Source organism: Cyanobacteria bacterium QS_8_64_29, assembly GCA_003022125.1.
Lineage (GTDB): Bacteria > Cyanobacteriota > Cyanobacteriia > Cyanobacteriales > Rubidibacteraceae > QS-8-64-29.
Genome location: PXQH01000037.1, coordinates 1 through 24,051 on the forward strand (window position 1 = coordinate 1; position 24,051 = coordinate 24,051).

General features: G+C 64.7%; 27 protein-coding genes and 1 pseudogene. 11 read left to right on the forward strand and 17 right to left on the reverse strand.

Going from position 1 to position 24,051, the window contains the following annotated elements; translation table 11 throughout:
* Window positions 1-124 precede the first annotated feature (124 nt).
* Window positions 125-988: pseudogene (locus BRC58_06225) on the forward strand (hypothetical protein).
* Between the two features lie 50 nt (window positions 989-1,038).
* Complete coding sequence (locus BRC58_06230) at window positions 1,039-3,618, forward strand: 1,4-alpha-glucan-branching protein (protein ID PSP17424.1); 2,580 nt, start codon at window positions 1,039-1,041, stop codon at window positions 3,616-3,618.
* On the opposite strand, the gene BRC58_06235 is transcribed toward BRC58_06230, so the two are convergent.
* Window positions 3,615-4,274, reverse strand: coding sequence for a deoxyribonuclease V (locus BRC58_06235; protein ID PSP17425.1), 660 nt, complete (start codon window positions 4,272-4,274; stop codon window positions 3,615-3,617). The two genes, BRC58_06230 and BRC58_06235, sit on opposite strands and share 4 nt — an antisense overlap.
* 9 nt (window positions 4,275-4,283) lie before the next feature.
* On the reverse strand, window positions 4,284-5,918 hold the full coding sequence (cimA, locus tag BRC58_06240; protein ID PSP17448.1) for a citramalate synthase: 1,635 nt from the start codon (window positions 5,916-5,918) through the stop codon (window positions 4,284-4,286).
* A 67-nt stretch (window positions 5,919-5,985) separates the two neighbouring features.
* Between cimA and BRC58_06245 the strand changes: the two genes are divergently transcribed.
* Window positions 5,986-6,765 carry a cobalt ABC transporter gene (locus BRC58_06245; protein ID PSP17426.1) on the forward strand — a complete coding sequence of 260 codons (780 nt, stop codon included), beginning with the start codon at window positions 5,986-5,988 and terminating at the stop codon, window positions 6,763-6,765.
* A gap of 24 nt (window positions 6,766-6,789) precedes the next feature.
* A complete protein-coding gene (locus BRC58_06250) occupies window positions 6,790-7,035 on the forward strand; it encodes a hypothetical protein (protein ID PSP17427.1) in 246 nt (81 codons plus the stop codon).
* A 39-nt stretch (window positions 7,036-7,074) separates the two neighbouring features.
* On the opposite strand, the gene grxD is transcribed toward BRC58_06250, so the two are convergent.
* The 5 genes from grxD to BRC58_06275 form a co-directional block, all read right to left on the reverse strand.
* Window positions 7,075-7,398 (reverse strand): monothiol glutaredoxin, Grx4 family, encoded by a 324-nt coding sequence (gene grxD, locus BRC58_06255; GenBank protein ID PSP17428.1) that lies wholly within the window; start codon window positions 7,396-7,398, stop codon window positions 7,075-7,077.
* 22 nt (window positions 7,399-7,420) lie between these two features.
* Window positions 7,421-7,681: a BolA family transcriptional regulator gene (locus BRC58_06260; protein PSP17429.1), complete on the reverse strand. Its 261-nt coding sequence runs from the start codon at window positions 7,679-7,681 to the stop codon at window positions 7,421-7,423.
* A 123-nt stretch (window positions 7,682-7,804) separates the two neighbouring features.
* Entirely contained in the window at window positions 7,805-8,425 is a 621-nt protein-coding gene (locus BRC58_06265) for a hypothetical protein (GenBank protein PSP17430.1), read from the reverse strand.
* 68 nt (window positions 8,426-8,493) lie between these two features.
* On the reverse strand, window positions 8,494-9,189 hold the full coding sequence (trmD, locus tag BRC58_06270) for a tRNA (guanosine(37)-N1)-methyltransferase TrmD (GenBank protein PSP17431.1): 696 nt from the start codon (window positions 9,187-9,189) through the stop codon (window positions 8,494-8,496).
* Between the two features lie 35 nt (window positions 9,190-9,224).
* Window positions 9,225-9,398 carry a twin-arginine translocase TatA/TatE family subunit gene (locus BRC58_06275; GenBank protein ID PSP17432.1) on the reverse strand — a complete coding sequence of 58 codons (174 nt, stop codon included), beginning with the start codon at window positions 9,396-9,398 and terminating at the stop codon, window positions 9,225-9,227.
* 74 nt (window positions 9,399-9,472) lie between these two features.
* Between BRC58_06275 and BRC58_06280 the strand changes: the two genes are divergently transcribed.
* On the forward strand, window positions 9,473-10,207 hold the full coding sequence (locus BRC58_06280) for a phycocyanobilin:ferredoxin oxidoreductase (protein PSP17433.1): 735 nt from the start codon (window positions 9,473-9,475) through the stop codon (window positions 10,205-10,207).
* 3 nt (window positions 10,208-10,210) lie between these two features.
* On the opposite strand, the gene BRC58_06285 is transcribed toward BRC58_06280, so the two are convergent.
* From BRC58_06285 to BRC58_06295, 3 genes are read right to left on the reverse strand one after another with little or no spacing between them, the layout of a single operon-like run.
* On the reverse strand, window positions 10,211-10,831 hold the full coding sequence (locus BRC58_06285; protein ID PSP17434.1) for an SAM-dependent methyltransferase: 621 nt from the start codon (window positions 10,829-10,831) through the stop codon (window positions 10,211-10,213).
* 1 nt (window position 10,832) lies between these two features.
* Window positions 10,833-11,435: a hypothetical protein gene (locus tag BRC58_06290; protein PSP17435.1), complete on the reverse strand. Its 603-nt coding sequence runs from the start codon at window positions 11,433-11,435 to the stop codon at window positions 10,833-10,835.
* Window positions 11,436-11,476: 41 nt separating this feature from the next.
* Window positions 11,477-12,721 (reverse strand): tyrosine--tRNA ligase, encoded by a 1,245-nt coding sequence (locus tag BRC58_06295; protein PSP17436.1) that lies wholly within the window; start codon window positions 12,719-12,721, stop codon window positions 11,477-11,479.
* A gap of 111 nt (window positions 12,722-12,832) precedes the next feature.
* On the opposite strand from BRC58_06295, the gene efp reads away from it, so the two are divergent.
* Complete coding sequence (gene efp, locus BRC58_06300; GenBank protein ID PSP17437.1) at window positions 12,833-13,390, forward strand: elongation factor P; 558 nt, start codon at window positions 12,833-12,835, stop codon at window positions 13,388-13,390.
* A gap of 31 nt (window positions 13,391-13,421) precedes the next feature.
* The gene (locus tag BRC58_06305) at window positions 13,422-13,898 is read left to right on the forward strand and encodes an acetyl-CoA carboxylase, biotin carboxyl carrier protein (protein PSP17438.1); all 477 of its coding nucleotides are present in this window, start codon (window positions 13,422-13,424) and stop codon (window positions 13,896-13,898) included.
* Window positions 13,899-13,905: 7 nt separating this feature from the next.
* Here BRC58_06305 and BRC58_06310 read toward each other — a convergent pair whose 3' ends face one another.
* Entirely contained in the window at window positions 13,906-14,553 is a 648-nt protein-coding gene (locus tag BRC58_06310) for a hypothetical protein (GenBank protein PSP17439.1), read from the reverse strand.
* A gap of 237 nt (window positions 14,554-14,790) precedes the next feature.
* A complete protein-coding gene (locus BRC58_06315; protein ID PSP17440.1) occupies window positions 14,791-15,021 on the reverse strand; it encodes a hypothetical protein in 231 nt (76 codons plus the stop codon).
* A gap of 142 nt (window positions 15,022-15,163) precedes the next feature.
* On the opposite strand from BRC58_06315, the gene BRC58_06320 reads away from it, so the two are divergent.
* Window positions 15,164-16,384, forward strand: coding sequence for a hypothetical protein (locus BRC58_06320; protein PSP17441.1), 1,221 nt, complete (start codon window positions 15,164-15,166; stop codon window positions 16,382-16,384).
* A gap of 2 nt (window positions 16,385-16,386) precedes the next feature.
* Here BRC58_06320 and BRC58_06325 read toward each other — a convergent pair whose 3' ends face one another.
* Window positions 16,387-16,518, reverse strand: coding sequence for a photosystem II reaction center protein Ycf12 (locus BRC58_06325; GenBank protein ID PSP17442.1), 132 nt, complete (start codon window positions 16,516-16,518; stop codon window positions 16,387-16,389).
* A 362-nt stretch (window positions 16,519-16,880) separates the two neighbouring features.
* Here BRC58_06325 and BRC58_06330 point away from each other — a divergent pair, with 362 nt between their 5' ends.
* Entirely contained in the window at window positions 16,881-17,171 is a 291-nt protein-coding gene (locus BRC58_06330; GenBank protein PSP17449.1) for a UPF0016 domain-containing protein, read from the forward strand.
* Window positions 17,172-17,174: 3 nt separating this feature from the next.
* Window positions 17,175-17,462 (forward strand): hypothetical protein, encoded by a 288-nt coding sequence (locus BRC58_06335; protein PSP17443.1) that lies wholly within the window; start codon window positions 17,175-17,177, stop codon window positions 17,460-17,462.
* Here the strand turns inward: BRC58_06335 and BRC58_06340 are convergent.
* From BRC58_06340 to metH, 3 genes are all read right to left on the reverse strand, one after another.
* Window positions 17,459-17,695 carry a DUF3148 domain-containing protein gene (locus tag BRC58_06340; GenBank protein ID PSP17444.1) on the reverse strand — a complete coding sequence of 79 codons (237 nt, stop codon included), beginning with the start codon at window positions 17,693-17,695 and terminating at the stop codon, window positions 17,459-17,461. The genes BRC58_06335 and BRC58_06340 overlap by 4 nt on opposite strands.
* Before the next feature lie 6 nt (window positions 17,696-17,701).
* Window positions 17,702-18,685, reverse strand: a complete 984-nt coding sequence (locus tag BRC58_06345; protein ID PSP17445.1) for a sirohydrochlorin chelatase — start codon at window positions 18,683-18,685, stop codon at window positions 17,702-17,704.
* A gap of 144 nt (window positions 18,686-18,829) precedes the next feature.
* Entirely contained in the window at window positions 18,830-22,492 is a 3,663-nt protein-coding gene (metH, locus tag BRC58_06350) for a methionine synthase (GenBank protein PSP17450.1), read from the reverse strand.
* A gap of 260 nt (window positions 22,493-22,752) precedes the next feature.
* On the opposite strand from metH, the gene BRC58_06355 reads away from it, so the two are divergent.
* A complete protein-coding gene (locus tag BRC58_06355) occupies window positions 22,753-23,412 on the forward strand; it encodes an SAM-dependent methyltransferase (protein PSP17446.1) in 660 nt (219 codons plus the stop codon).
* Here the strand turns inward: BRC58_06355 and BRC58_06360 are convergent.
* Complete coding sequence (locus BRC58_06360; protein PSP17447.1) at window positions 23,409-23,858, reverse strand: hypothetical protein; 450 nt, start codon at window positions 23,856-23,858, stop codon at window positions 23,409-23,411. The two genes, BRC58_06355 and BRC58_06360, sit on opposite strands and share 4 nt — an antisense overlap.
* Window positions 23,859-24,051: the final 193 nt, after the last annotated feature.

Below are 24,051 nucleotides of genomic sequence, written 5' to 3' on the forward strand. Positions count from 1 at the left end.
CCCCTGCGATTGAGGGCTGACCCGCACTGGCTCGGCTAACGACGGTTAGCTGACGCTGCTGCCCCCTCCCATTCCCGGGAGGGGGCAATTGTTAGAATCGGTGCCGCAGGCGGGGAAAACGGTCGTGGTTGCAGCCCCAGCTTGGGCCGTACGGCCAACGGCAGACGGCTCGCTAACGTTTTATTCCCAGCGCTTTGGCGAGGCTTTCCACGCCCGCGAGGGGGCTTGGCAGGAAGCCTGGGAAAAATTCGTATGGCCCTGCCGGCTTAAAGAGCGTGCCCGCGCGCGATTGCGGCTGCGGTTGCTGGATGTCTGCTACGGCCTGGGGCACAACACGGCTGCCGCCCTCAGCGCCATTTGGCAGGCCCATCCGGACTGCCAGGTCGAGTGGGTGGGGCTGGAGCTCGAGCCGGCGGTTGCCCGGCAAGCCACTGCCACAGGCGCGATCACGGCACCCACGCCCGTTCCCGAGCTGCTAGCTGCCCTGGCGCGCGATCACCAGCTGCAAACACCGCACTTTCGCGGTCAGCTGCGCCCGGGCGATGCCCGGCGGCGGCTCCCCAGTAACTGGCAGGCAGATGCCATCCTGCTAGATCCGTTCTCGCCGCCCCGCTGCCCCTCGCTCTGGACCGTGGAGTTTCTCAGCGCGCTCGCACGCTGCCTGGCGCCTGACGGTTGGTTGGCAACCTACTCGCGCGCAGCTGCCATTCGGAGCGCGCTCCAGCAGGCCGGGCTGTACGTGGGCGCAACGCCCGGGCGCGATCGCCGCTCAGTGGGGACCCTCGCCAACTGGCGCGGCTGCCAGCTGCCGGCCCTGCCTCCCCAAGAGTGGGAGCACCTGCAGACGCGCGCCGCCGTCCCCTACCGCGATCCTTAGCTGCAAGACACCGACGAGAGCATCCGGTGGCGCCGCCGGCAGGCCCAACAAGCCAGTCCCCTCGAGACCACCTCGCAGTGGAAAAAGCGTTGGCAGCGCGCCACCCGTTGACGGTCGGGGGGGCAGGCGCTATGGTTCGGGGCGTTGCGCACCCTGGCTGAATGTTGCTCGATATCGGATCGCAGGTCGTCGCCCTATCATTGCACCAGGCCATTGCCTGGAGCGAGCCAGCGCTGGCAGCCCCCCGGCCCGTGCCGGCCGTCGAACGCTCGGCTGCAGCACCGCTGGCTGCACCAACCCAGGCGCCGCTCGCCCAGTCAGTCTCTGAGGGGAATGGCAATGGCGGCGAGAGCGGCTCGTCCATCGCCCGCTTTTTTGAGTCCCTGCTAGAGGCCGTGCAGCAATTTTGGCAGTCGCTTGTGGGCGGGAGCACCGAAGAACCCGAGGCGAGTTCTCCCCAAGCCGCCAGCGAAAAGGCCCCGACGCGCGAAGCCGGGACCGAGCCACCCCCCCAGGCGAGCGCATCCCAACCCCAGGCAGCGCCCGAGGAAGTTCCCGACCCCCAACGCCCGGCAGCGGCGAGCGCGCCCCCGAGCCGCGAACGGCCCACCCAACAGTTCGATATCGATCTGAGCTTCAGCTCGCCGGTGATCGAGCGCTACGTTGCCCAGAGCGAGCCGTTTGAGGGCGATGCCGAGCGGTTCGTGCTGGAGCGCTCCATCAGCCCCGATGCCGCCAGCCTCAACCTGGCAGCGGTGGAAGCGCTGTCGCGGCAGCCGCAGCTCGATCCCGACAGCTTCCAGCCCGATGTGGGCGTTCGCTTCCACGACGATGGCTCGGTCACGGTGCGCGCGCTGGTGGGCAACGCCTCGGAGCGCCTGCGCCTCATCGGCGATTTCAACAACTGGGGCCAGGGCGTCGATCTGGCTCAGTACGAATTGCACCCCACCGAGGCCAACCCCCAAATTCACGCCCTGACGCTGCCACCGGACGACTACCACAAGGATCAGTACCGCTTGGTGGATGGCGAGGGCAACCAGCGCCTGCACATGAGCGCGGATTTGTTTGCCACCCCCGCGTTCAACCAGCGCTTTTACGACGACCGCCAAGGGGACGCGCTCAATGCCGTGCTTTGGGAGCCCCAATCCCCACCGCGCCAGGGGCGGCCCCCCAAGCCCGACATGCGCGACGAGCCGCTAGTGATCGCCGAGGCCGATCCCATCTCGCTGGCCTGGAGTTGGGAGTGCCCCAACCCGGATTCGCGCTTCCACGGGCAAACGGGCGAGCAAAACGTTTCGCGGCTCTATCGCTTCATTAGCGAGTGCGGCCTGCCCGAGCGCATGGCCGAGCTGGGCTACAACGTGGTCCAGTTCATGCCGCTGGATGCCCACATTGACTTCTGGGACCCCGAGCGCCGCAACTACCCGGACTGGCGCTATAGCTACCAGACGCTCAATTTCTACGGCAAGCACGCCGATTTTGGCAGCCCCGACGAGCTGCGCGAGATGGTGGATGCCTTCCACCGCGCCGATGTGGCTGTCGTGCTCGATGTCATCTACAGCCACTTTCCGGTCAAGGGCAACAACCCACCGCGCCAGTTTGAGGGGCTGGGCTTCGACCAATACGTCCGCGCCGACGGCAGCGGGCTCTACGGCGGACCTTGGACCAAGTGGGAGACTAAGCGCTTCAACTACACCCCCAAGATCCGCAAAAACATCATCGATGCCGCCCTCAACAACCTACTCAACTACGGCTTCGACGGCATCCGGCTCGATAACACCAACGGTATCGACTACGAACCCTACGGCCGGCAGCTGATGCGCGAGTTGGCGGCGGTAGTGCGGCTCTACGATCCCCGCAGCCTCGTCATTGCCGAAGGGTACTTTGGCGATCCCTACCTCAACCGGGCGCTGCGCGCGGGCGGCGCCGGCATGACCACCACCTACAGCGATCGCTTCTACCTGTGGTTCACCGAGCAGATCCTCAAACACCGCGATGAGATCGACATGTGGTATCTCAACTACATGTTGGATCAGGATTGGCCGCGCGCCTTTATCTACTACCCCGGCAACCACGATGAGTTCGCCAACCCGGGCAATTCCTTTCAAACGCGGGGGATGTATCTGGCCGAGGCGCTGGATGTGGGAGAGTTCCACAACCAGAAAATCCGCTCCTGGTCGGCACTGGCCCAATTTGCCAGCTCTTACTACCTCGATATGGTCCAGCTGTGGACCCTGCAGCCCGGCAACTTCAATCACCGGGCCGCGATCGAGTGGGACCGCCTGGGCCGCGGTGGCGCTGCCGACCGGCTGGTGCGCTTCCAGCGCAATATGAAGGAATTTTTCCAGTCGGAACCGGCTTTTGCCGCGCGCAACCTGCACCGCAACGTCACCCACTGGATTGATGACGCCAACCAGACGGTGACCTTCGAGCGCATCGATTTTGGCACGGGCAAGCGCGTGTACGTCACGGTCAACCTGGGTGATCGCGCCATCAGCGACTATCGCATCCCAGTAGCTTCTGAAGAGGCCACCTTCCGGCGCGCGCTCGATAGCGACCAGCCGGCCTATGGCGGCGAGGGGCGCAACCCCGAGACGCGAGAGGCCCAAGACGGCGAGCTCAGCTTCTACCTGGGGAGCTACGGCGTGACGGCCTGGGTGCAGCAAGACAATTTCCCGCCGCCGCCGCAACCGCCGGGCTACTACCAGTCCTACCGGCCGGACGGGTTTGCCGGCCGCTAGGCCTTGCCCGAGGCCAGCCGGTCGGCCTGGCGGGTGGTCTCGGGGAGCCGATAGCGCGGCGTGCAGCGCAGTACCCAAGCCACTGCCGTGGGCAAGCTGACGCGGTGGCCGCTGGAGACGTACAGCGGCTTGGTCCCGGTGCGCGATCGCAGCGCGGCCCCAACCGTTTCGCCGCGGTGGCGCAGCGGCCGCCAGTGGCCCTTCTCGCGCGGCAGCTCGGCGTGATGCCCCACCAGCTTGGACTTAGCCGCGCCAATGGTGGGCAATCCGGTCAGCACCCCCAAATGGGAGGCGATCCCCAGGCGGCGCGGGTGGGCGATGCCGTGGCCGTCGCAGAGGATCAGATCGGGTGGGGCCTGCAAGCGCGCGAGCGCCTCCAGCATCACTGGAATCTCGCGAAACGACAGCAAGCCCGGCACGTAGGGAAAGGGGGTGGGCTGGCGCGCGACCGCCTGTTCCTGGCAGGCCAGTTCGGGCCAGCCCAACACGACGACCGCTGCCTTGGCGGTGGCGTTGCCGTCTTCGAATCCCACATCGACGCCCGCCACCCGCGCAATCGCGCCCAAGCGGTCTTGGGTAACGACCTCACCGCGCAAGCGCTGCTGGCAGGCGATTGCCGCATCGACGCTCCGGGGCACGGATAGGTGGGCATCCATGGGGTGCGCTTAGGCCGCCCCCGAGGAGGTGGCCGGCTGCTGCTGTGGCGACTGGACCTCCAGCATCAAGCCGTACTCAATGCCTTCCACCACCGCTTGGTAAGAGGCCTCCAGGATATTGGTCGAGACCCCAACGGTGGTCCAGCGCCGCTCGCTGTTGCAGGATTCGGCCAAGACCCGGATTTGGGCGGCCGTTCCGGCCCTGCTATCTAGGATGCGAACCTTGTAGTCGGTGAGGCTGAACTGGGCGATGGCCGGGTAGAACTTGACCAGCGCCTTGCGCAGGGCCGCATCGAGCGCTGCTACTGGGCCGTTGCCCTCGGCGGCTTCTACGATGGGCTCGCCGCCCACGGCAACCTTGATCGTCGCCACCGAATCGCTGAGCTGCGCCCCCTCGCGGCGCAGCATGTCGCAGTGGACCTGAAAGCCTTTGAGCTCGAAAGCCGGCTGATGTTGTTGCAGCTCCGAGCGCACGAGCAGCTCAAAGCTAGCCTCGGCCGCCTCGAATTGATAGCCCTGGCTCTCTAGTTCCTTGAGGCGCTCCAGGATATTGCGGCAGGCGGGGTCGCGCTTGTCGAGCTCGATGCCGAAGCTGCGCGCCTTGGCTTGGATGTTGCTCAGCCCGGCCTGCTCGGAGATGACGATGCGGCGCTCGTTGCCAATGGTCGCAGGCTGGATGTGCTCGTAGGTTAGCGGGTTGCGCTCGACGGCCGAGACGTGGATGCCGCCTTTGTGGGCGAATGCCGAGCGCCCCACAAAGGGCGCGCGATCGTCGGGGGCCAAATTGGCAATTTCGCTGATCGAGCGGCTGGCCGGGGTCAGCTGGGCCAAGCGCTCGGGCTCGAGGCAGCGGTAGCCCAGCTTGAGTTGCAAGTTGGGCAGCAGCGCGCACAGATCGGCATTGCCGCAGCGCTCGCCGTAGCCGTTGATGGTGCCTTGCACCATCTGGGCGCCCTCGCGCACGGCGGCGATCGCGTTGGCCACGGCGGTGCCGCCATCGTTGTGGGTATGGATGCCCAGCGGCGGCAGGGCGCTGCCATCGCGCGTCAGCTCCTGCTTGAGCTCGCTCACGATCTGGGCAATCTCGTGCGGTAGGGTGCCGCCGTTGGTATCGCACAGCACCAGCCACTCCGCCCCGGCCTCGAGCGCAGCTCTCAGGGTCTGGAATGCGTACTCGGGATTGGCCTTGTAGCCATCAAACCAGTGCTCGGCATCGTAGATGACCCGGCACCCCTGGCGGCGCAAGTAGGCAACCGTCTCGGCCACCATCGCCCGGTTCTCGGCCAGGGTGGTGTTGAGCCCTTCTGTGACGTGCAGGTCCCAGGATTTGCCAAACAAGGTGACCCACTCGGCCCCCGAGCGCAGGATCGACTGCAGCATGGGATCGTCGGCCGCTGCTTTGTTGGGCCGCCGCGTGGCGCAAAACGCAACCAGGGCAGCGCGCTCCAGCGGCGCTTCCTGCAACTGCCAGAAAAACTGCATGTCTTTGGGATTGGCCCCGGGCCAGCCCCCCTCAATGAAGGGAACGCCCAGCCCATCGAGCTGGCGCGCGATCTTGACTTTGTCTTCGACCGAGAGCGAGAGCCCCTCGTGCTGGGCCCCATCGCGCAGCGTCGTATCGTAGATCCACAGTGGGGCGCTCATGCCGGCCAGCGATCCGTATGCCATTGCTCCGTCCTTAGCCTATCAGGGGTGCTCCTAGCCCGAGCCCATGGTCGAGCCTTCTGCCGTTCCCCACCTGGCGCTGGAGGACCTCCGGCTGGCGACCCACCCGGGCTCGCCTGGCATTTCGCTACGCGCCTCTCGCGGCGAGCGCGCGGCCATCGTGGGCGCGAGCGGCGCCGGCAAAACCACCTTGCTGCGCACAATCGCCCGCTTGCGCGATCCCATTGCCGGCACCGTGCGCATCGACGGTTGCAATTGCCGCCAGTGGCCCATCCGGCAGCTTCGCCGGTACGCCGTTTTGGTGCCCCAGGAGCCGCAGTTGCTGGAGATGACCGTGCAGCAGGCCCTGGCGTACCCGCTGCAGCTGCAGCAACGCCCGGCCGGCGAGATCCGCGAGCGCATGGCGCAGGTGGAGGCGCAGCTGGGGCTCCCGAGCGAGTGGCGCGAGCGCAGGGCCTTGCAGCTATCGCTAGGGCAGCGGCAGCAGGTGGCGATCGCGCGGGCGCTAATGCTGCAGCCGCCCATTCTGCTGTTGGATGAGCCCACCTCAGCCCTGGATTGGGGCAGCGCAATGCGCCTGCTGCAAGCGCTGAGCGCCCTAGCCGAGCGCGGCACGACCCTGGTAATGGTCAACCACCAACTTGAGCTCATTCGCCAGTTTGGCGATCGCGCGCTCTACCTGCGCGCTGGGAGCGCCGTTGCCTGCGAGCGTCCGGCGGCGATCGATTGGGCGGCTTGGCAGCAGGCCCTGCAAGCCGATGCCGCTGGTGCCTCGGCCGAGGAGTTCCCAGAGGAGGCCACTGGCGAGCGCCACTCGCTACAATGAATGATTGGCGCTCCCCCAGCCTAGATGCTGCAAGACAGCACCGCCATCAGCCACTATCACAAGCTCACCGATGCCCTCACCGAGCTGCAGCGGCGGGGGTATCGCTTCCCCGAGCTGCGCCTCTATATTGAGGGCTACACGGCCGGCTTGCACTATGCCGGTACCCTGGCGCCGCATCAGGCGTATCGCCTCGAGGAAGAGGCGCTGCGGTTTTTGCGGGATCCGGCCAATTTCGAGATTCCCGATCCCGAGGTGCAATCGGATGCCTAGTGCGCCCCCCACAGCGGAATGAGGAGCGAGCGAGCGCGCTCAGGAGGCCAGGGCAACCTCCAGCATTTGCTGGAGCTCGTTGTTTTGATAGAGCTCGATCATGATGTCCGATCCGCCCACGAATTCGCCGTTGACGTAAACTTGCGGGATCGTGGGCCAATTGGTGTATTCCTTGATGCCCTGGCGGATGTCGTTGTCCTCGAGGACGTCCACGGTCTGGTAGGGGACGCCCATGGTGTTGAGGATTTGGACGACATTGTTGGAGAACCCGCACTGGGGCATCAGCTTGGAGCCCTTCATAAAGACAACGATGTTGTCCTGGGCGATGAGATTGTCGATGCGCTCTTTGAGTCCGGGTGTCATGGGTATATCTCGCAGTCGGCGTTCAGGCGGTTTGATGGGCCTGCTGCCAGGCCTCGGGCGTGTAGGTTTTGAGCGCTAGCGCGTGGATGGCCTCCGAGGCCAGCGCCTCTTGCAATGCCCCGTAAACGAGTTGGTGCTGCTTGACGCGGCTTTTGCCCTCAAACTGGGAAGACACGACCACCGCCTCCAGATGGTCGCCGCCACCGGTCAAGTCTTGGACCTGGACCTCGGCATCCGGCAGCTGAGACCGGATGGCATCTTTGACTTGCTGCAGGCTGACCATGGACTACCTCTCAGCCGCTAACGCCAGTTAGCCGCATTTTGGCGTTCTGCCGGTACCGATAGCAATCGCTCCTTTCCCGGGCGCGATCGCATCCCTTGGCGCCTAGCCTATCGCAGCACCTTGCTAGGACTGGGAAGGCTCCCCGGATGAAGTGCTGCCGCCGCCCTGGTACTGCGTCTCCACAAAGCCGATTTCGTAGAGCTGCTGGTAAGCCTTGCGGCCCAGCTCGGTCGAGGGATCCTGGGAGCTAACGACTTGCACCAGCAGCGGCACGGCCAAATCGGGGTCGTCGGTTTTGCGATGGACCAATGCCAGTTGGTAGGCGGCTTCATCGCGCTTTTGCGCAGCTTTTAAGGCATTTTCCCGTTGGGCTTTGGAGAGTTGATTGTTGACCCCCGAAAAGCTCGAGGACAGCTGCTGGTAAAAGTTAGAGATTTGGTTGAACGCGCGCCGGGCCTGCTGTAGGTTTTGGGTTGCCTGCTGGTACTGCTCGTTCTCGATGGCCGCAGAAGCTTGTTCCATGAGTTGTTGGGCGCCGCTCATGCTCAAAAAGCTTCCTGCCATCCGTTCGCTGGAGCGGGTGCGCTCGGAACTGGAGGAAGCCGGTCGCTGTTGGGGACTGCCTTCCGGCAGCGGGGGGACGGACTGCGACTGCGCGCGGGCGGCAGGGCCGCCAGCCAGTACCAACAGCGGCAGTAGTAGCCCACCGCTTAGCCCGAGACGGCGGATCGTTGGCGTGAGCATGGTGCTCCTTAGGCGGGACCGCAACATCAAGACGCGGTTATAGTAGCATCCGTTCCCCCAGCGCTCGCTCAGGCGTCCCCATCGGAAGGGGGCTGGCGCAGATCCGGCCGGCGCCGTTGCGTGCGCTCGCGCTGCTGCTGGTGGCGCCAGTGCGCGATCGCGGCGTGATCTCCCGAGCACAGCACGGCCGGGACTTCCCAGCCGCGATAGGTGGCCGGCCGGGTGTACTGTGGATAGTCCAGCAAACCATCCTCAAAACTCTCGGTCTCGAGCGAGGCCGCCTTGCCGACGGTGCCGGGGAGCAAGCGCAGAACGCCGTTGAGCAGGGCAAGGGCCGGGATCTCGCCGCCGGTTAGGACAAAGTCTCCCAATGAAATTTCGCGGGTGATGAGGTGCTCGCGAATGCGCTCGTCGACGCCTTCGTAGTGGCCGCAAACGACGACCAGCTGCCGGTACTCGCTTGCCAGCTCGCGCAGTAGCGGTTGCCGTAGGGGCTGGCCTTGGGGGCTCATTAGAACGATCTCCCGCGGCGGCTGCTGCGGGATTGCCTCGACGGCGGCAAAGATGGGCTCGGGCTTGAGCACCATCCCGGCGCCGCCGCCGTAGGGCTCATCGTCCACGCGGCGGTGCTTGTCGGGGCTAAAATCGCGCGGGTTGACCAGATTGAGTTGGGCAATGCCGTTGGCCAAGGCCTTGCCCATCAGCCCCACTTGACAGGGCGAGTGGAAAAACTCGGGGAACAGCGTAACCAGATCGAATCGCACGGGCAGGCTAGGCAGCGGCAGGTACTCGGAAGCCGCTACGGTTCCTCCCGATCGCGCTCGGCGTCTGCCTCAGTGGTATTGAGCTCGTCTTTGAACCCGCGCAGGGTTTTGCCTAAGGCATTGCCCACCTCGGGAATGCGCTTGGGCCCAAACACCAGCAGCGCTACAGCTGCAATTAGGCCCACCTCCGGCAGTCCCAAACCAAACATGGCGGCTCTCCTGCATTAAGTTCGCCGGCAGCAGCTCCAGTATATCCTCGGGGTAGCCCCGCAAGTAGCAATGCATGGTCGAGACTGCCTCCTTACGCCAGCACCAACACCCGCTAATCCGCCAGCTCGCTGACAGCATCGAGTCGGCTTGGCAGGCCGCGTTCGAGCTGAGGGCTTATCCGCTACCGGCAGGACTGGGCTACGTGGAAGGCCAGCTCGAGGGCGACAAGCTCACCATCGAGAACTGCTGCTACCAGACTGATCGGTTTCGCAAGCTCCACCTGGAGCTGGCGCGCGTGGGGACCCAGCTCGACATCCTCCACTGCGTCATGTTTCCGCGCCCCGAGTACGCGCTGCCCATCTTTGGCTGCGACTTAGTGGGCGCTCGGGGCCAAATCAGTGCCGCCATTGCCGACCTATCGCCAGTGAGCCGCGACAGCCAGCTGCCAGCTGCCTACCGCGAGGCCTTGGCGTCCCTGCCCGATCCGCAGTTTTCGCAGCCGCGCGAGCTGCCCGAGTGGGGCGATATTTTCTCGGCGTTTTGTACCTTCGTGCGCCCCAGCGATGCCGCCGAGCAGGAGCGCTTTCTGGCGCGGGTGCGCGATCTGCTGCGCGTTCACTGCCAGCAAGCCCCGCAAGCGCTGCCTGCCTCCGAGCGGGACCGCCAGCAGCACTTGGCCGCCCAACGCCACTACTGCCACCAGCAGCAGCAAAACGACAAAACCCGCCGCGTTCTGGAAAAGGCCTTTGGCGAGGCCTGGACGGAGCGCTACATGCAAGCGGTGCTGTTCGAGCCGCCTGAGGACTAACCCTCAGTCGCCCTTGGTGGCGGTTCCGTAGTAGAGGTAGCCCAGCGGCTTGGGTGTACCGGCTAGGTAGGCATGGTTGAGCTCGGCAATGGCGAATCCGGCGGCCGCGATCGCCTGCCCTAGGTCGCGGTTGAGATGGCAGCTATCGGCAATGCGCTTTTGCAGCGGCGTCAGCCCGTGCTGGCAGCGCTGGACCCTGGGCTCGGGGCTGAGGCCGTGCTCTAGGAATGCGAAGCACCCACCGGGTTTGAGCGTGCGGCGGATCTCGGCTAGGGCGCGCGCTAGCGCCGGAATGCTGCAGAGCGTCCAGGTGCTAACAGCGCTGTCAAAGCTGGCATCGGCAAACGGCAGCGCTTCGGCCCTGGCCGTGTGGCGCTCGATGGCAAACGTGGCGTGATCGCAGCGCTGCGCGGCCAAGCGGTGCATGCCCGGGTTGGGATCGACCGCCCTCAGCCGGCGAACCGCGGACGGGTAGTAGGGCAGGTTTAGGCCCGTACCCGAGCCCACCTCCAGCACCTCGCCCGCTACCGGGGCCAGGACCTGCTGGCGGTATTGGGCCGTTGCTTGCCCAGACAGCCCCCAATCCAGTAAGCGGGGAAAAATGGTGCGCGCGTAAACGTTCATCTCAGCGCTCCTGGGCTGTCTCGCGGGGATCGTCCAGCTCAAGGGCGCCAGCCCGGCAGTCGCGCAACCACAACTGGATGGCCTGGCCCACCGTGCCGTTGCTGGTTTCGCGCGGCGGCAGGGGCGGCCGCTTGGGACTGGGCGACCCCCAACGGGAGTAGAGCAGGGCCAGGCGCCAGCCTCCCTCGCCCCGGACCAAAAACATGCGGTGGTAGTGCTGCACCTCAAAGGCGCGCTTGCGGCCGTACTGCCGCCTGAGGGTAGTAAAAAAAACTTGCTCGACATTGTTCGGGCGTTGGCTTTGTGGCAGCGCGGGTGGGTAGTTGCCCGCCGCCAGCGGCAGCGGCTCGAACTCGGGGTTGCCGGCAACCATGACATTGCTGCGCGCGTACTCGGGCCGCCCCGGACGCCGCGATCGCTGGTTGACGCGATTGGCGTAGCCGGGCAGATTCGGCAGCATGTTGGCCACCAGCGTTCGCACATCCACCGAGCACGGCCCGCCGGCGCTCGCCGCGGGTTCGCCGGCAGTAGCGGCCCGGACGCCGCCGAGCGGCGCGCCGACTACCATCGCCAGCACCGCGCTCAGCCATCCCTGCTTGCCCATCAAACGGCCGCTCGTTGGGTCTCTACCGAGCCTAGCAAGCGCTAGGGCTCCAGCCTCATAAAGCGCTTTTTGCCCACTTGCAGCGTCTTGCCCGCCAGCTCGGCCGGCGAGTCGAACGTCGCGTCGGTGTCGGTGATGCGATCGCCATCCAAGCGGACCGCGCCGCCTGCGATCTGGCGCCGCCCTTCGCCGCTGCTGCTGCACAGGCCGCTCGCTTTGAGGATGTAGAACAGCTTGGCCGGAAAGGCAACTTCCGCTAGCGAATAGGCCGGCACGGCATCGGCGCGTTCGCGATCGCCGCGGACCAAGCTCAACGCGGCTTGTTGGGCCTGCTCGGCCGCCTCGCGGCCGTAGTAGTGCCCGGTCACCTCGAGCGCCAAGCGCTGCTGGCGGGCCCGCGGGTCTTGCGGCAGCGCCTCAAGGTCCAGATCGGTGAGCAGCTCGAAATAGCTGGGCAGCAGCGGGTCGGGCACTTTCTCAAGCCGGGAGTACATGGTCAGCGCATCGTCGCGCAGGCCGACCGTGTTGCCGTGCGATTTGGACATTTTCTTCTCGCCGTCCGTGCCGATCAAAATCGGCAGTAGCAACCCGACCTGCGGTTGCTGGCCGTAATAGCGCTGCAGGTCGCGCCCGAGGGCAATGTTGAAGCGTTGGTCTGTGCCCCCCAGCTCAATATCGGCACCCACTGCAACCGAGTCGTAACCCTGCATGAGCGGATACATGAACTCGTGCAAGTAGATGGGATTGCGGTCGCTATCCCGCTCAGCAAAGGCCTCTTTGGCCAGCATCTGGCCCACCGTCATGCGCGAGAGCAGCCCCAGGATCTGGGCCAGATCCAGCTCGCTCAACCACTGCGAGTTGTAGCGGATCTCCAAGCGCCCAGGGGTCTCAAAATCCAAAATGGGACGTACTTGTTCCAAGTAGTCGCGGGCATTGGCCTCTACCTCGGCCGCCGAGAGCTGCTGCCGGACGCTGGAGCGGCCGCTGGGATCGCCAATGCGCGCCGTAAGATCGCCCACGATCAAAACGGCCGTGTGGCCCGCATCTTGAAACGCGCGCAGCTTGCGAATGGGAATGCTGTGCCCTAGGTGCAGCTCGGTGGCGGTGGGATCGATGCCGAATTTGACGCGCAGCGGCCGCTCGGCTTCCTCCAAGAGGTCATAGAGCTGCGCTATTCCCTGCGGGAAGATCTCGCTGGTGCCGCGGAGGAGCCAGCGGAAGAGCGAATCGAATTCCGGATCGCTGGCAGGCATGGGCTGCCGTGTCTGGTTCTGTGTCTGCCCCATTCTGACAGCTCGCACCGCCGGTGCAGGCCAGATTGGCCCGGCAGGCAGTGCCGCCGGCAAGGGGGCGGTAGAATGAGGGCCTGGCTGTCGTTGCCTGTGCCCCTAGCTGCCATGATCTCGACCAACGATTTCAAAACGGGCATGACGATTGAGCTGGATGGCGATGCCTGGCGGGTCGTCGAGTTCATGCACGTCAAGCCCGGGAAAGGATCGGCCTTTGTGCGCACCAAGCTCAAAAACGTCCGCACCGGCCAGGTCTCGGAGCGCAACTTCAAAGCTGGCGATACGGTCCCGCAAGCCAATCTGGAAAAGCGGACCATGCAGCACATCTATCAAGAGGGCGAGCAGCTCGTCTTGATGGATATGGAGAGCTTTGAGGAAACGCGCTTGACGCCCGCCCAAATCGGCCGGCAAGCTAAGTACCTTGCCGAGGGCATGGAAGCGACCGTCATTTTCTGGGAAGGGCAGGTCATCGAGGTGGAGCTGCCCACCACGGTCACGCTGGAGGTGACTGATACCGACCCGGGCGTCAAGGGCGATACGGCCACCGGCGGTTCCAAGCCCGCAACCGTGGAGACCGGCGCAGAGGTCATGGTGCCGCTGTTTATCTCGGTTGGGGAACGTATTAAGATTGATACGCGCGATGACTCCTATATCGGTCGCGAATGAGCTTGCAAACTGCTGAGTGGACGCCTAATTCGTGCCTGTAGATTTCGATCGCCTTCGCGAGCTGCTCGCCGACCTTGCGCGCACCGACATCGCCGAACTCAACCTCAAAAGCGAAGATTTCGAGCTGACGGTTCGCAAGGGGACCGGAGGCCCTGCCGTCGCGGGAACGCAAGCGCTCGAACGGGCGCCATCGCCAGCCGCCGAGCCGGCACCGGCCGCAGCACCAGCAGCAGAGCCTCAAGCTGCCCCGAGCGATGCGGCGGAGCAGTGGCAGGAGATTACCTCCCCCATGGTGGGGACCTTCTACCGAGCCCCATCGCCTGACGAAGATCCGTTTGTGGAGGTCGGCGATCGCGTGCGCCCCGATCAGACCGTCTGCATCATTGAGGCGATGAAGCTAATGAACGAGGTCGAGGCGGAAGTGGGCGGCCAGATTGTCGAAATTGCCGTTGAGAACGGCGAACCCATCGAGTACGGTCAGGTCTTGATGCGCGTCAAGCCCGAGTGAACCCGGCTTAGAGCGAAAAGTTGTGCTGGAAGTACTGGCGAGTCATGGGTTGCTTGACGGCAACCCCTTCACCGCCCAAGTACTGCAGGGGCTCGCCTTCCACCTCAAGCCAGACGCGTGCTTGGGAATCGTGGCTGGTTGCGGTGTAGAGCACTTGCCCCAAGCGGCCAACCATTGAAGTGCTGCCACCCCCAAAGCGGAACTCTTCGGATAGATTGACGTGAATGCCATCCGAGCGCACCGAAACGCTGCGGAGTTGGGTCCTCTCGGGGATGGTGCTGGTCTCGGGGCCATCGCCATTGCCCTCAAGTAGCTGCTTCAGAGCCTGCTCGAGGGCCTGCTCCGTTTCCACGGTAGCCGCAACTTGCATGTCGCTGGCGACGAGCTTGAAATCCTGCTCCGTTGCCTGCAGCCAGTACACCTGCAGCGTCTGCTGCTGCGGCGGCTTGGGTTGCTCGTCTTTCTTGTTGGGATTGGCGGGATTGCCCGGTGCTGGCTCGGGTTCCGAGATGGGCGAACCACGGTCTTGGTCGATACCGTTTAGCGAACTGACGCCCCACCAGGCCAAACCAGCAACCGCAGCGATGGTGGCAACGGAGGCACCAGCAACTACTAGGCCTTGCGAACGGCGCCGGTTCTTTTGAGACTGACTCATTCGAGGCTACTCCTCACAGCAAGCAGCGGAGGCAGCCTGCCTGCTCGCAACCGCATCAAACGTGCTTTACCATAGTAGCCAATTTGGGACCAGAGGCGCCAAGTGGCGGAGCGCACTCGAGGCCAAACTGAGGAGCAAGCCCAGGCAGCACAGCTGCCGGCACAACGGTGGCAGATCGCGCCCGAGCAGGCTGGCCCCATTCGCCAGCTAGCGGCCGCAACGGGATTGCCGCCGCTGCTAGCGCAGGTGCTGATCCAGCGCGGGATTGACACTCCCGAGGCAGCGCTCGCCTACCTCGATCCGGAGCGGATGGTGCTGCCTTCGCCCCACTCGGCTTTCCAGGGGTTGGCGTCTAGCGTGGCGCGGCTCAAAAGCGCCATTGCCAGCGGCGAAAAAATTGCCATCTGCGGCGACTACGACGCCGATGGCATGACGAGCACGGCCCTGCTGCTGCGCGCGCTGCGCCATCTGGGCGCCCGTGTTGACTATGCCGTCCCGTCGCGCTTGCAGGAGGGCTACGGCATCAACACCCGAATTGTAGATGAGCTGGCTCAGGCCGGGACGGGCGTCGTGCTGACGGTCGATAACGGCATCGCCGCTTACAAGCCCATTGCTCGAGCTGCCGGCGCAGCTGCCTCCTGCCGAGGCCATCCTCAACCCCAAGCTGGCCCCAGCGGATTCGCCCTACCGCGGCGTGGCCGGGGTGGGGGTTGCTTACATCCTTGCCGTGACATTAGCCCGCGACTTGGGGCAGCTGCGGGGGCTAACGGCGCCGTTGCTGGAGCTGTTTGCGCTGGGCACGATCGCCGATATGGCACCGCTGGTCGGCGTCAACCGCCGCTGGCTCAAGCGCGGACTGCGGCTGCTGCCGCAATCGCGCTTGCCGGGGGTGCAGGCTCTGATGCGCGTTGCCAACCTTCCCCAGCGGGATGACATTGGCTTTCGGCTGGGGCCGCGCATCAACGCTGTGGGGCGCATTGCCGAGCCGCAGATGGCGATCGAGCTGCTGGCAACCGACGATCACCAGGTGGCCTGGCAGCGGGCGCAGCAATGCGAGCAAGCCAACCAACGCCGCCGAGCGCTTTGCACCGAGATCGAGCGAGCCGCGATCACCGGCATCGAGCGCGCGGCGATCGACTGGGCGCGCGAGCGGGTGCTGGTGCTAGTCCAGCCAGAGTGGCACCCCGGCGTCATCGGCATTGTGGCCTCGCGCTTGGTCGAGCGCTATGGCGTACCGGTCTTTCTGGGGACTTACGCGGATGCCGACCGCCAGCAGGTGCGCGGTTCTGCCCGCGGCATTCCCGAGTTTCACGTTTTCCAAGCCCTGCAGGCCTGCCAGGAGCTGCTAGATACCTACGGCAGCTACCAGGCCGCCGGGGGATTTGCCTTGCCCAGCGCGAACCTAGACGCGTTCTGGCAGCGGTTGCGCGCATTCGCCCATCGCTGCCTTAGCCCCGAGCAGCTCCAGCCGCTGGTGCGCATCGACGGCCGCGCCCAACTGCACCAGCTCGGTCCCGCGTTCTACCGGCAGTTGGAAGCGCTGCAACCTTGGGGTACGGGAAACGCCGAACCCGTTTTTTGGACGCCGCGGGTGCGCGTGCTGGAGCAGCGCATTGTTGGGGGCGAGCACCTCAAGCTGGCCCTGGCGCAATCCGGGGACGACGCCAGCGAGGCCATGGCAGCGATCGCTTGGCGCTGGCGCGAGTACTTTCCGCTCCCCTCGCCCATTGACGTTGCCTGCAAGCTGCGCCAGAGCGACTGGGACGGCAACCTGAAGCTGGAATTAGTGGGCGCGCGGCCGCCCAGCGCCGATCCGGACGGAACTGGGTAGCGCTACAAGTCGCCGCCGCTCGCCGACAGCAGGAAAATGACCAGCGGCCCCGACAGCAGCACCAGCGCCACGGACGCCAGTTGGGCAACCACAACCCAATCAATGCTTGCAAGCGCGCTCGTGATGGCCTCCATAACCGCTTTTGCCTCTAAACGCCACAAGCCGGGCGATCCTCGTTCGGCAAGGACCGACGGCCCTTTGGGATTCTACCGAGCGGGGCGCGGCTCGCTTAGCAAGCCTTAACAAGACTTAAGCCCAGCAGCCGTGCGGCACACGGCACCGTCAGCGAGCTTCTCAATTGACCGGGGCGAGGCGCACCCGGTACACTTTGTTAAGGCAACTTAAGGGGCCGCCCTAGCCTACTAGTGTGCGCCCGCTTCCGGCCGTGATCGAACCCGTTCGCGACGAGCGCGCTCCCCACCACGCTGCCCTCACCACGCTGGGGGCGCGAGGCCGCCGCTGGTTGGCCGCTCGCTGGCAGCAAGCGATCGCCCCCATGGCGCCGCATGCGTTTCTGAGTGCCTTCGGCTCTACCTTTATCACCATCTTGCTGGCCGAGATGGGCGATAAAACCCAGCTCGCGACGCTGCTGATGAGTGCCGAGTCGCAAGCGCCGCTCGCTGTTTGGAGTGGCGCTGCTGCCGCGCTGGTGGCAACCAGCTTGTTGGGGGTCACCTTGGGGTGGTGGCTGGCCAATCGCTTGCCCCGCCGAGTACTGCAAATCGCGATCGCCACACTGCTGCTAGCTGTCTCTGCCTGGCTGGTGGGCGATGCCGTTCGCGTTTGAGCCATGGACTGGCAGCTGTTGGGCATCAGTTTCCTGACCGTGTTTTTGGCGGAGTTGGGCGATAAGAGCCAGCTGGCAGCAATCGCGCTCAGCGGGGGCTCGCGTTCGCCGCGCGGGGTTTTTGCTGGCTCGGTCGCCGCTTTGCTGCTGGCGACGCTGCTGGGCGTGCTAGCCGGGGAAAGCCTGGCCCAGCTGCTACCGGCGCGCCTGCTCAAAGGCCTGGCGGCAGTGGGATTTGCGCTGCTGGCGATTGCCGTTTTGTGGCCCAGGGACCCCAATCGCGACCTTTAAGCCTGGGCCGGCGCGCGCGCCAGGTACGCGCCCTCAAGCAAAAACGCGCCCTGCTGGAAGCGAACGCCCCAATAGCCGCCGGGGCGGCGCTCGAGCACGATCCCCTGCTCGCCTACCGCAATCGCATCCGCTGAGCGCAGCATGGGCATGGGATCGGCCGTTTTGAGGTACGGCGGTCGGGCGACCAGCTGCACCCGCTCGCCGACGGCAAACTCGGGCTCGGAATCGGGCATGGCGGCTTAGGGGACTTGCCAAATGCGGTCGTGGTAGGGCGCGCTCCCCGCATCGCCGTGGTGATGACTGTCACCGTGATGGTGGCCATTGTCGTGATGGTGGTGATGGTCGCCCTCGCCGGCGGCTGCCAAGCGGAACTTGCAGGTTTCGCAGTTCATCTGCACCTGCCCTTGCTGGGTCTCGAGTTCCCGCTCGCGCAGCAGCTGCAGCAGCTGCGGTTGCACCCCCATCTCGGGCAGGCAATTTACGGCAATGTGGGGAAACTGGTTTTGCTCGCGAGCAGCGGCAGCGAAGATCTTTTCCATCAAGACGCCGGCGAACAGAAAGTGCGGTAGGACCACAATGCGCTGCGGTTGCAGCAGCCGGGCGCGCTCGAAGCCCTGCTCCAAGCGCGGGTAGGTAATGCCAATAAAGCAAGTCTCGACGGCCTTGTAGCTGCTGCCTTCCCACAGCATGCGGGCCAGCTTGCAGGCCTCGCCGTTGGCGTCGGGATCGCTGGAGCCGCGACCCACAAACAGCAAGACCGTCTCGGCGCGCGGGATGCCGTTGGGATTGTGCTCGGGGTCATCCAGCGCTGCCAGGCGCTGGCGCCACAGCTCCAGCAGACCAGGCGCGATGCCCAAATGCCGACCGTAGTGGAACGCGAGCTGCGGATGGCGCTGCTTGGCCCGATCCAGCTCGTTGGTAATGTCGAATTTGTTGTGGCGCGCTGCAAACAACAGCAGTGGCAGCACCGAGATCTCGGTATGGCCCTGCTCGACGCAGTGATCGATGCCCTGTTGGATGCTGGGCTCGCACAGTTCTAGAAAGCAAGGAACGACCGAACGCGAGCGATCCAGCGTCTGGTAGTGCTCGACCAAATCAATAAAGGCCTGGCGGCCGCGCTCGTCGCGCGTTCCGTGGCCGACGATAAGCAGCGGCCGCTCGAGCGGCAGGGGTGGTAGCGTCAGGGCGCGATCACGCTCGGTAGATGAGTGAACGGCAGTCATGCGCGGATCCGATCTCCTAGGTGGCAACAGGGGCGCGACAGGCGCCGCGCAGCAGGCAGCCCCACAAGGGGACTGCCCGAGCGCTCATGCTACCCCAGCCGGCAGGCGGCCCCAACCCCGACCGGGGGGATGTGGCAGTGGCCCTCAGGCGCTGAAGTAGCGGGCAACAGGGTGGTAGGCGACGATCGCTGTGGTCGACTGCTCGGGATGGAGCTGCTCGCTCTCGTCCATTTGTAAGTTGATGCGATCGGCCTCTAGCAGATCCAGCAGCGCGTACTGATCGCGCATGTTGGGGCAAGCCGGATAGCCGAAGCTGTAGCGCGAGCCGCGGTAGCGCTGGGCCAGCACGTCGCGGATGTTGTCCGGCTCTTCATCGCCAAAACCCAGCTCGTGGCGAATGCGCGCGTGCGCCCACTCGGCCAGGGCTTCGGCCGATTGCACCCCTAGCCCGTAGAAGTAGAGGTAGTCGGTGTATTGGTCCGCCTCGAACAGCTCGACCGCAAACTGGGTGGCAATCTCGCCCATGGTGACCGCTTGCATGGGAAAGACATCGACAATGCCCTGTTCTTTGGGCGCATAGAAATCGGCAATGCAGAGGCGCTTGCCCGAGCGCTGGCGCGGGAACTCAAAGCTGGCGACAGGCGAAGCATCAGTCGGAATGGTGCCGGCTTGGCGGACGGTTTCGGGATCGTAGAGGTGCACCGTGTTGCCATCGGCGTGGCAAGGGAAGTAGCCGTAGCTCACTTGCGGGTGCAGCAAGTTCTCGGCTTTAGTGCGTTCTTTCCACTTCTCGAGAATGGGATAGACCGTTTCTTCGAGAAAGGCGTTGTAGTCCTCGCGGGACTGATCCTTGCGCTTGCGGAACTGCCACTGGCCGGCAATCAGCGCCTGCAGGTCCAGATACCAAAACATTCCGTCAAAGGGGATGTCCTCGGGCGTGAGGATGCGGGTGCCCCAAAACGGCGGCGTAGGCCGCTCGATATCGGCACTGACGGACTCTGAGCGCTGCGTTTGGGCAGCCGGCGCGGCCGGCTGTTGGGGCTGCTCGCCGGCTGCTTTCCCGTTGCCCCCTTTGGCAGCAGGGGTATCGGCAGTCTCGGTCGCGGTGGCCGTTGCCACCGAGCCTTCATCCTCGCCTTGCTGCCGGGCGGCCTTTTTGCTGGCTTTTTGCTTGCTCGAGCGCTTTTCGCCTTCGGCTTGTTCGGCGTAATCGCCCAAAAAGCCCTGCAAGTCGTCCCATTTGCTCTCGGCCTTGGCCGGCATGAGCTTGTCCATAAAGTGCAGGTCGGAGAAGGCATCCTTGCCGTAGACCAGCTGCCCCTTGTAGACCTGCTGGCAGTCCTCGTAAACGAACTTGGGCGTTAGCGCCGCGCCGCCCAAAATGACGGGGGCGGTAATGCCTTGCCCGTTGAAAACCTCCAGGTTTTCTTTCATAAAGGCGGTCGATTTGACCAGCAGCCCGCTCATGGCGATGCAATCGGCATCGTGCTCGCGGTAGGCAGCAATGATGTTGTCCACCGGCTGCTTGATGCCCAGGTTGATCACCCGGTAGCCATTGTTGGTCAGGATGATGTCAACCAGGTTTTTGCCAATGTCGTGGACGTCGCCTTTGACGGTGGCCAGCACGACCGTGCCTTTGGCACTGTCGCCCTCCTCTTTTTCCATGTACTGCTCGAGGTGGCCGACCGCCGCCTTCATGGTCTCGGCCGATTGCAGCACGAACGGCAGCTGCATCTCGCCCGAGCCGAACAGCTCGCCCACGACCCGCATGCCATCCAGCAAGTAGTGGTTGATGATATCGAGCGGCGGGTAGCTCTGGCGCGCTTCTTCCAGGCGATCGTTGAGCCCCAGGCGCTCGCCGTCGATGATGTGGCGCTTGAGCCGCTCCTCGATGGAGAGGTTTTCTTCCTCGGTCGAGGCTGTCTGGGCTTGCTTGTCGGCAAAGACCTCGGTCAGCCGGGTGAGGGGATCGTAGGTGCAGATGCCGTCATCGTTAAACTCGCGCCGGTCGTAGATGAGGTCGCGGCAGACTTGCTGCTCCTGCTCGCCGATTTTCATCAGCGGCAGGATCTTGCTGGCATGGACGATCGCGGCATCCATGCCCGCCTCGCAGGCATCGTGCAAAAACACCGAATTGAGCGCCACGCGCGCGGCGGCGCTCAGCCCGAACGACACGTTGGAGACGCCCAGGATGATGTGGCAATCCGGCAGTTGCTCGCGGATTTGCCGGATGGCCTCCATCGTCTCTCGGCCGTTGACGCGGTCTTCTTCAATGCCGGTAGAGATGGGTAGCGCCAGCGGGTCGAAAAAGATCTCGTGGCCGGGAATGCCGTACTCGACGGCTTGGTGGTAGCCGCGCTGGGCCACCTCAAACTTGCGCTGGGCGGTCCGGGCCATGCCATCTTCGTCGATGGTGCCGATCAGCACGCCCGCCCCGTAGGCCTTGGCCAGATCCAGGATCTGGAAAAAGCGTTCTTCGCCGTCTTCAAAATTGGTGGAGTTGATGATGCACTTGCCACCGGCGACCTTGAGCCCCGCCTCGATCTTGTTGGCGTCGGTGGAGTCGATCATCAGCGGCAGGGTGACGTTGTTGACCAGCCGCGAGACCAACTCGCGCATGTCGCGCTCGCCGTCGCGCCCGACGTAGTCGACATTGACATCCAGGACGTGGGCGCCCTCTTTGACCTGCGATTTGGCCAGCGAGACCAGGCTGTCCCAATCTTCCTCGTTGAGCAGGGTCCGCATCTTTTTGGAACCGCTGGCGTTGAGGCGCTCGCCCACGATCAAAAAGGAATTGTCCTGCTTGTAGGGCTGAGTGCTGTAGATCGAGGCGGCAGCGGGCTCATAATGCGGTTGACGCTGCTTGGGGGTCAGGTCTTTAGAGAGCTCGGCGAGCTGCCGGATGTGCTCGTGCCCGGTCCCGCAGCAGCCGCCGATGACCTGAACGCCCAAATCCTCGACAAAGTGCATCAGCTCCATGCGCAGCTCGGTGGCCGTGAGCTTGTAGTGCGCCTGACCGCCGACGTTCTCGGGGATGCCAGCGTTGGGGATGCAGGAGATGGGGAAAGGCGAGTGCTCGGAGAGGTACTTGATGTGCTCTTTCATCCGGTCGGGGCCGGTGGCGCAGTTGAGCCCCAGCACATCAATGGGATAGCGCTCCAGCACGGCTAGCGCCGCATCGATTTGCGTGCCGACCAGCATGGTCCCCATGATCTCGATGGTGATGGAGACCACGACCGGGCGCCGCTCGCCCTTGCGCTCGAAGGCAGCCTCGAGCCCGTTGAGGGCCGCTTTGACCTGCAGGATGTCTTGGCAAGTCTCGATGATGTAGAGATCGCAACCGCCATCGAACAAGCCCTCAGCTTGCTCGGCGAAGGCATCCCGCAAGCTGTTGAAATCAATGTGGCCCAACGTTGGCAGCTTAGTCGTGGGGCCCATGGCCCCGGCGACAAAGCGCGGTTTCTCGGGGGTGGCGTACTCGGCGGCGACCCGCTTGGCGAGCTCGGCTGCTTCCTTGCTGAGCGCGTAGGCCTGGTCGGCCAGATCGTACTCCTTGAGCACGATTGAGGTACTGCCGAAGGTGTCGGTCTCGATAACATCCGCCCCAGCCTCGAGAAAGTCGCGGTGCACGGTCTCGACTGCCTGGGGCTTAGAGCGGACTAAATATTCGTTGCACCCTTCGTAGTGGGGATCGCCAAAATCCGCTGCCGTTAGCTCCAGGGCTTGGATGGCCGTCCCCATCCCGCCGTCAAAAACAACGACCGGCCGGTCGGGATCGTGGAGACGGGAAAGAAAAGGACTCTGCATAAAATCGATCACTCGCTTTTCGCTTGCTGCCCGAGGCTCTTCGGGGCACTGCCCGAAGGGCTTCGGGACGCTGCCCGCAGGAACTGAGGGCATGGCTGGCTAACGTGACTAACCCCCAGTGTATAGCTTTTTCCAACCGCGCTAGCTTACTGGCGCGCCGCGGCGCAGCAACCGAGCCGTGCGCGCCGGCGCGCGCTCAGGTTACAGTAACAGGCTCCGGCACGCGAGCTGCTGCCGGGGACCCGGACACCGCTGGGATCATGCCTGCCAACCGCGACGCCCGCCAGTTTGCGCCTGCGACCCAGCGCAATCGCGACCCCATCCTGCAAGTCCTGCAGCGCGTTTTGCCTGCCCGCGGGACCGTGTTGGAGCTGGCCAGCGGCACCGGCGAACACGCGGCTTTTTTCGCGCCGCGGCTGGCCCCGCTGGCGTGGCTGCCTTCCGAGGCCGATCCGCGCCTGCTGGCCAGCATTGAAGCCTGGCGCCAGCAGCAGGGTAGCGACAGCCTCTACCCGGTGATCGCGCTCGATGTGCGCGATCCGGTTTGGCCCATCGAGCAGGATGGGCAGCAGGAGGATGGCTTTGCCCCCGACCCGATCGCGGCCATGGCCAGCATCAATCTGCTCCACATTGCCCCGTGGTGCGCTTGCTTGGGCTTGCTGGCGGGCGCGCAGCGCTTGCTACCGGCAGGCGGCGTGCTCTATTGCTACGGGCCGTTCAAGCGCGGCGGCCGGCATACCGCCGCCAGCAACGCGGCCTTCGACGAGTCGCTGCGCGCCCAGAACCCGGATTGGGGCGTGCGCAATCTCGACGCGGTGGCGGCTGCAGCGCGCGATCGCGAACTAGTGCTGCGCGAGACCGTGGCCATGCCAGCCAACAACCTATCGCTGGTGTTCCAGCGCGCGGCGCGTGCTGCTTAGTGATTCTCCCGCTCGCAGCGGCTGTTTTGCCGCAGCGCCAGGACGTAGCGGGGACTGCGGATGTCGGCAACTGTATGGAACGGCCGGCCGTCGGCGGCACCGTTAAAGCCGGGCGCCCGCATCAAAATGGCGTTGCCCGGCGTTGCGTCAATCTCGGTTGCGCCCGTCCCAGCACGGTCGGCACAAGTCAAAAAGCGCCCCCAGCCGCTCAAAACGACAATGCAGACCAGGTTGAGGTAGCGCTTGCTGTCGCGGTGGGGCGTAATGCCCAGCGAGCTGGCCGGGTATTTTTGCAGCGCCAGCGCGTTGAATGCCAGCGGCTGCGATAGCGGTGGCGGATCGAGCTGTGCCAGCGCCTGCCGCAGCTGGGCCTGGAGCGCATCGCGCAGTTGCGCAAACGGCGTTCCCGCTAGCGATACCTCGCATGCCGCCAGTTGCTGGCGCACGCGGCGCTCGCCGCTCCCGACGGTCTCATACCAATTACGAGTGGTTTTGCACTAAAATAGGGGTGGCGAGCGGAAGGTAGCTATCGCCATGACCACTGTCTTCAACGTCGACATTGCAGAAAGCCCGCAGCAGTTGCAACAACTCATCCGCAAGCATCGCCACGCTCGAGACCGAGACCGGTTGCGCGCCCTG

Bases quoted from the DNA above. Each gene is read 5' to 3' on its own strand.
- grxD (PSP17428.1), bottom strand. From the start codon at position 7,398: ATGACACCCGGACTCAAAGAGCGCATCGACAATCTCATCGCCCAGGAC.
- efp (PSP17437.1), top strand. From the start codon at position 12,833: ATGATCTCGACCAACGATTTCAAAACGGGCATGACGATTGAGCTGGAT.
- BRC58_06280 (PSP17433.1), top strand. From the start codon at position 9,473: ATGGTCGAGACTGCCTCCTTACGCCAGCACCAACACCCGCTAATCCGC.
- cimA (PSP17448.1), bottom strand. From the start codon at position 5,918: ATGAGCGCCCCACTGTGGATCTACGATACGACGCTGCGCGATGGGGCC.
- BRC58_06235 (PSP17425.1), bottom strand. From the start codon at position 4,274: ATGGATGCCCACCTATCCGTGCCCCGGAGCGTCGATGCGGCAATCGCC.
- BRC58_06275 (PSP17432.1), bottom strand. From the start codon at position 9,398: ATGTTTGGTTTGGGACTGCCGGAGGTGGGCCTAATTGCAGCTGTAGCG.
- BRC58_06340 (PSP17444.1), bottom strand. From the start codon at position 17,695: ATGCCCGATTCCGAGCCCGAGTTTGCCGTCGGCGAGCGGGTGCAGCTG.
- BRC58_06345 (PSP17445.1), bottom strand. From the start codon at position 18,685: ATGACTGCCGTTCACTCATCTACCGAGCGTGATCGCGCCCTGACGCTA.
- BRC58_06290 (PSP17435.1), bottom strand. From the start codon at position 11,435: ATGGGCAAGCAGGGATGGCTGAGCGCGGTGCTGGCGATGGTAGTCGGC.
- BRC58_06265 (PSP17430.1), bottom strand. From the start codon at position 8,425: ATGCTCACGCCAACGATCCGCCGTCTCGGGCTAAGCGGTGGGCTACTA.
- BRC58_06250 (PSP17427.1), top strand. From the start codon at position 6,790: ATGCTGCAAGACAGCACCGCCATCAGCCACTATCACAAGCTCACCGAT.
- BRC58_06335 (PSP17443.1), top strand. From the start codon at position 17,175: ATGGACTGGCAGCTGTTGGGCATCAGTTTCCTGACCGTGTTTTTGGCG.
- BRC58_06310 (PSP17439.1), bottom strand. From the start codon at position 14,553: ATGAGTCAGTCTCAAAAGAACCGGCGCCGTTCGCAAGGCCTAGTAGTT.
- BRC58_06330 (PSP17449.1), top strand. From the start codon at position 16,881: ATGGCGCCGCATGCGTTTCTGAGTGCCTTCGGCTCTACCTTTATCACC.
- metH (PSP17450.1), bottom strand. From the start codon at position 22,492: ATGCAGAGTCCTTTTCTTTCCCGTCTCCACGATCCCGACCGGCCGGTC.
- BRC58_06295 (PSP17436.1), bottom strand. From the start codon at position 12,721: ATGGGGCAGACACAGAACCAGACACGGCAGCCCATGCCTGCCAGCGAT.
- BRC58_06260 (PSP17429.1), bottom strand. From the start codon at position 7,681: ATGGTCAGCCTGCAGCAAGTCAAAGATGCCATCCGGTCTCAGCTGCCG.
- BRC58_06245 (PSP17426.1), top strand. From the start codon at position 5,986: ATGGTCGAGCCTTCTGCCGTTCCCCACCTGGCGCTGGAGGACCTCCGG.
- BRC58_06285 (PSP17434.1), bottom strand. From the start codon at position 10,831: ATGAACGTTTACGCGCGCACCATTTTTCCCCGCTTACTGGATTGGGGG.
- BRC58_06230 (PSP17424.1), top strand. From the start codon at position 1,039: ATGTTGCTCGATATCGGATCGCAGGTCGTCGCCCTATCATTGCACCAG.
- BRC58_06355 (PSP17446.1), top strand. From the start codon at position 22,753: ATGCCTGCCAACCGCGACGCCCGCCAGTTTGCGCCTGCGACCCAGCGC.
- BRC58_06325 (PSP17442.1), bottom strand. From the start codon at position 16,518: ATGGAGGCCATCACGAGCGCGCTTGCAAGCATTGATTGGGTTGTGGTT.
- BRC58_06315 (PSP17440.1), bottom strand. From the start codon at position 15,021: ATGGCGCAGCGCGCGCAGCAGCAGGGCCGTGCTCGTCATGCCATCGGC.